This window comes from Phenylobacterium sp., assembly GCF_036263695.1.
In the GTDB taxonomy this organism is placed as follows: Bacteria; Pseudomonadota; Alphaproteobacteria; order Caulobacterales; family Caulobacteraceae; genus Phenylobacterium.
In genome coordinates this window covers 1-4377 of record NZ_DATAGM010000296.1, presented here as the reverse complement: position 1 = coordinate 4377, position 4377 = coordinate 1, and the positions used below count along the sequence as shown (strand labels likewise).

Sequence of the window (4377 nt, the reverse complement as noted above, 5' to 3'; positions counted from 1 at the left end):
GTCGAGCGGATCGACGGCGATCTCCCTCCATCCGGAGCGCTCCAGGACGCCCCGCACCTTGCCGGCGTCGGCGAAGGCGAACTGGCCGGGCGCGTCCGGATCGGGCGCCGGGACCGATGGCATCAGAGCCGCGGCAGCCATGGCGGGAGCTGCGAAGAAGGCGTTCTCCATCGGGCTGCGCCAGGCGACGAAGGCCAGCCTGCCGCCGGGCTGCGTCGCGCGGCGGATGTTGGCGAAGGCCACGATGGGGTCCTCGAAGAACATCACGCCGAAGCGGGACATGACCGCGTCGAACGCCTGCTGGCCGAGATCCGCCGTCTCGGCGTCGCCTTCCCGGAACTCGACGTTGGGAAGGTCGGCGGCGCGCGCCCTGGCGAGACCCAGCATGGCGGCCGAGATGTCGACGCCCACGCAGCGGCCCTTCGGCCCAAGCCGGCGCGCCATCTCCAGCGTGGTGCTCCCGTAGCCACAGCCGATGTCCAACACCCGGCCGCCCTCGCCCGGGAAGGCGGCGTCGAGCAGCGGCGGGGTGACGTTGTCGAGGAAGCGGTCCAGGGCGCCGGAATGCTCCACCCAGACCTGTCCGGCCTGGCTCCAATGGGCGGCCTGGTCGGCGTTGGCGATGGCGGCGTCGGGCATGATCGTGTCTCCTGATGGGTTGCGGGAACCTGGGCGTGGAGGCAATGTGCAAGTTCAAGCCGACTTGAGGTCAAGCATGTCTTTGCTCGACATCTCAGAGGTCGCCCGCCGCACCGGCGTGCCGGCCTCGACGCTACGCTACTACGAAGAGCAGGGGCTGATCGCCTCGGTGGGCCGGCGGGGTTTGAAGCGGCTGTTCGAGCCCGTCGTCATCGAGCGCCTGGCCCTCATCTCGCTCGGTCGGGCGGCAGGCTTCTCTCTGCAGGAGATCGGCGAAGTGGTCGGCAGGGGCCCACGCACCCGCATCGACAAGCGCCGGCTGGCGATCAAGGCCGAGGAAATCGACAAGCTGATCCAGCGGCTCACCGCCATGCGCGAGGGGCTCCGCCACGCCGCCGCCTGCCCGGAGCCCGACATCACCCAGTGCAAACACTTCCGGCTCATCCTGCGCTCGGCGGGCGCCGGCCTGCTGCCGGCCGCGCCGCGGATCGCCTTCGAGGCTGTGGAGGTCTAGCGGCCGCCCGGCTCCAGCTCGGCGATCACCTCGACAACCACCTCGCGCAGCCAGACGTGGGCCGGGTTCTTCTGGTGGCGGCTGTGCCAATACATGCGGATCTCGGGCGCCGGCGAGGGGACGGGCAGGGCGTAGATGGCCAGCCCCAGCTGCTTTGCGAAGGCGTCGGCGAACTGGCGGGGCAGGGCGGCGATGACGTGCCCGGCGGCCACCGCACGGGCGACGGCGAAGAAGTGCGGCAGGCCGAGCACCACCTCGCGCCGGCGTCCCGAGGCCTCCAGCACCTCGTCCACCATCCCCGACAGGCTGCCGTCGACCGAACGGATCGCATGGGGCAGGGCGCAGAACAGGTCCAGCGGCAGGACCTCGCCGGGCGCGATCCCGGCGGCGGCGATCTGCGGGTGATCGTTCGCCGCGACCAGCACGAAGGGCGAGAGGAACAAGGCCTGGGTCGCCACCCATTCGGGCAGCTGCAGCGGACGCTCCAGCGCCAGGTCCAGCACGTCGGCGGCCAGCAGCCGCTCGACGTCGCCGAAAGCGGTGTCGAGCAGGCGCAGGCGCACGCCGGGCGCTTCCGCCGCGATCCGCTCGTGCAGCCTCGGGATCACCAGGGTCGAGAAGAAGTCGGCGCCCAGCAGGGTGAAGGTGCGCTGGGCCTTGGCTGGGTCGAAGCGCGCATCGCCCGCCAGCGCCCGCTCGAGGCTCGCCAGCGCCTCGCGCACGGCCGGCGCCAGCGCCTCGGCCCGCGGCGTCGGGGCCATCTCCGCGCCCCGGCGGACGAACAGCTGGTCGTCGAGGATGGCCCGCAGCCGGTTCAGCGCCGAGGAGACCGCCGGCTGGGATAGGCCCACCTGCTCGCCGGCGCGGGTGACGCTGCGCTCGCGGGCCAAAGCGTCGAACACCCGCAGCAGGTTGAGATCGAAGGCGGCGAAATTCATCGGCTCAATTCAGATCATAGCGAACGGCGATTTCCGTGCGGGGTCCGGTCCCGTTAGATCGATGGGCATCCGCTGGCTCCGCCGGCGACCTTCAAACCAAAGGTCGGAAAGATGCAAACCCCGCAAGATCAGCCCCTGTGGTTCCTCAACACCCGCGTGCGCTTCCTCAAGTCCTCCGCCGCCGACGCCGACGGGCTGTGCGTGCAGGAGCACCGCCTGCCGTACGGCGACTCGCCCCCGCTGCACGTGCACGAGCGCGAGGACGAGATATTCCACATCCTGGAAGGGACCATCCGCTTCAAGGTCGGCGATGACGAGGTGACGGCCGGCCCCGGCAGCAGCCTGATCGGCCCCAAGGGCGTTCCCCACAGCTTCCGCGTGGAGAGCCCCGAAGGCGCCCGCATGCTGGTGATGAGCGTCGGCCCCGACTTCGAAGGCCTGATCCGCGACGCGGGCCGTCCCGCCGAAACCGACGGCTTGCCCGAGCCGATGGAGCCCACCCCCGAAATGCAGGCCGACCTCGCCCGCCTCGCCGCCGCCCGCCGCATCAACCTCATCGGCCCTCCCATGGCGGCGTGAGGGGCGCACCACCCATCTCGCCATCCCGCCGGAAGACCGCAGAGCGGGCTGGAGAGACGGGATCCAGACGGTCGAGGCTCCGTAGCTGGGTCCCGGATCGGCCTTGCAGGCCCTCCGGGATGAGGGAGCTGGAAATGGGCGTGCTAGCCTGGCCGCATGACCGATCGTCTCCTCTCCGGCCTTTCCGCCTTCGTCACCGGCGCGGCGAGCGGCATGGGCCGGGCGACGGCGGAGTTGCTGGCGCGGCAGGGGGCCAAGGTGGCTGTGACCGACCGTGACGAGGCGGGCGCCCTCGCCGTGGCCGAGGTGCTGGCGGGGGAAGGCCTCAGCGCTGCGGCCTGGGCCCTGGACGTCGCCGACGTGGAGCAGATCGCGAGCGTCGTGGCGGCGGCGGCCGAGCGGTTCGGCGGCCTCGACATCCTCATCAATAACGCCGGCGTCTCCGGCTTCTCGCCGCTGGGGGCGGAGACCTACGAGCCGGTCTGGGAGCGCTCCCTCGCCGTGCTGCTCAGCGCCCACCAGCGCACCGTGCGGGCGGCGCTGCCGCACCTGAAGCGCTCGGCCTCCCCACGGATCGTCAACGTCGCCTCCACCGAGGCGCTGGGCGCCACCGCCTTCGACAGCCCCTATGCCGCGGCGAAGGCCGGCGTCGTGGGCCTCACCCGGGCAATGGCGGTGGAGCTCGGCCGCGACGGGATCTGCGTCAACTGCGTGTGTCCGGGGCCGATCCTCACCGGCATGACGGCGGGCATCCCCGACGAGGACAAAGCCAAATTCGCCCGCCGCCGCACCGCGCTGGGCCGCTACGGCCGTCCCGAGGAGGTGGCGCACGTGATCGTGAGCCTGTGCGCGCCCGGCGCCTCGTACATTACCGGGGCGGTGATCCCCGTGGACGGCGGCCTGACGGCCCGCAACGCCTGACGCGGCGGCGGGCGCCCCGACGTCATCATTGTCGCCGCCCGGCGGCGCGCTAAGCTGCCGTCAACTAGAGACAAAGAAAGACGGAGGGACGGCCATGGCCGACTTCGGAGCCGACGTCGAACTCGAGGAATTCCGCGCCGAGGCGCGGGCCTGGCTCGCGGAGAACTTCCCGCCCTCGCTGAAGGGCAAGGCCGGTCAAGCCGCGCTGTCCGACGAGGGCGGCGAGATCGACTCCGACCTGGCCCTCTGGAAGAAGCGGATCGGCGAGAAGGGCTGGGCGACGCCCACCTGGCCGAAGGAGTACGGCGCCGGCGGCCTCTCACCCGCCCAAGCCCGCGTGCTGCAGCAGGAGATGGCCCGCGCCGGGGCCTTCAACCCGCTGACCTTCGGCATGGGCATCACCATGATCGGCCCGACCATCCTCGACTACGGCACCGAGGCGCAGAAGAGGCAGCACATCCCGCCCATCGTCCGCGGCGAGGTGCGCTGGTGCGTCGGCTATTCCGAGCCGGGCGCGGGCTCCGACCTCGCCAGCCTGCAGATGCGCTGCGAGGACGCCGGCGACCACTGGGTGATCAACGGCCAGAAAATCTGGACCAGCGGCGCGCAGTGGTCCGACTGGTGCGGGGCGCTGGTGCGCACCGACCCGACCGCCAAGAAGCACGACGGCATCAGCTTCATCCTGATCGACATGCACCAGCCGGGCATCGAGACCCGGCCCATCAAGCTGATCGCCGGCGCCTCGCCTTTCTGCGAGACCTTCTTCACCGATGCGGTCGCGCCGAA

General features: G+C 71.2%; 6 protein-coding genes. 4 read left to right on the top strand and 2 right to left on the bottom strand.

Going from position 1 to position 4377, the window contains the following annotated elements; genetic code table 11:
- A partial coding sequence (locus VHK87_RS11920; protein ID WP_329635112.1) for a class I SAM-dependent methyltransferase occupies positions 1 to 639 on the bottom strand: 639 nt, incomplete at its 3' end.
- A 76-nt stretch (positions 640 to 715) separates the two neighbouring features.
- Here VHK87_RS11920 and VHK87_RS11915 point away from each other — a divergent pair.
- Entirely contained in the window at positions 716 to 1153 is a 438-nt protein-coding gene (locus VHK87_RS11915) for a helix-turn-helix domain-containing protein (protein ID WP_329635111.1), read from the top strand.
- Here VHK87_RS11915 and VHK87_RS11910 read toward each other — a convergent pair.
- Positions 1150 to 2091: a LysR family transcriptional regulator gene (locus VHK87_RS11910; RefSeq protein ID WP_329635110.1), complete on the bottom strand. Its 942-nt coding sequence runs from the start codon at positions 2089 to 2091 to the stop codon at positions 1150 to 1152. The genes VHK87_RS11915 and VHK87_RS11910 overlap by 4 nt on opposite strands.
- A gap of 111 nt (positions 2092 to 2202) precedes the next feature.
- Between VHK87_RS11910 and VHK87_RS11905 the strand changes: the two genes are divergently transcribed.
- The 3 genes from VHK87_RS11905 to VHK87_RS11895 all read left to right on the top strand — a co-directional run.
- On the top strand, positions 2203 to 2670 hold the full coding sequence (locus VHK87_RS11905) for a cupin domain-containing protein (protein ID WP_329635109.1): 468 nt from the start codon (positions 2203 to 2205) through the stop codon (positions 2668 to 2670).
- A gap of 156 nt (positions 2671 to 2826) precedes the next feature.
- Positions 2827 to 3591: an SDR family NAD(P)-dependent oxidoreductase gene (locus VHK87_RS11900; protein WP_329635108.1), complete on the top strand. Its 765-nt coding sequence runs from the start codon at positions 2827 to 2829 to the stop codon at positions 3589 to 3591.
- A gap of 94 nt (positions 3592 to 3685) precedes the next feature.
- Positions 3686 to 4377: acyl-CoA dehydrogenase family protein (locus VHK87_RS11895; RefSeq protein WP_329635107.1), on the top strand; the 692-nt coding region annotated here is incomplete at its 3' end.

Bases quoted from the DNA above. Each gene is read 5' to 3' on its own strand.
- VHK87_RS11905 (WP_329635109.1), top strand. From the start codon at position 2,203: ATGCAAACCCCGCAAGATCAGCCCCTGTGGTTCCTCAACACCCGCGTG.
- VHK87_RS11910 (WP_329635110.1), bottom strand. From the start codon at position 2,091: ATGAATTTCGCCGCCTTCGATCTCAACCTGCTGCGGGTGTTCGACGCT.
- VHK87_RS11915 (WP_329635111.1), top strand. From the start codon at position 716: ATGTCTTTGCTCGACATCTCAGAGGTCGCCCGCCGCACCGGCGTGCCG.
- VHK87_RS11900 (WP_329635108.1), top strand. From the start codon at position 2,827: ATGACCGATCGTCTCCTCTCCGGCCTTTCCGCCTTCGTCACCGGCGCG.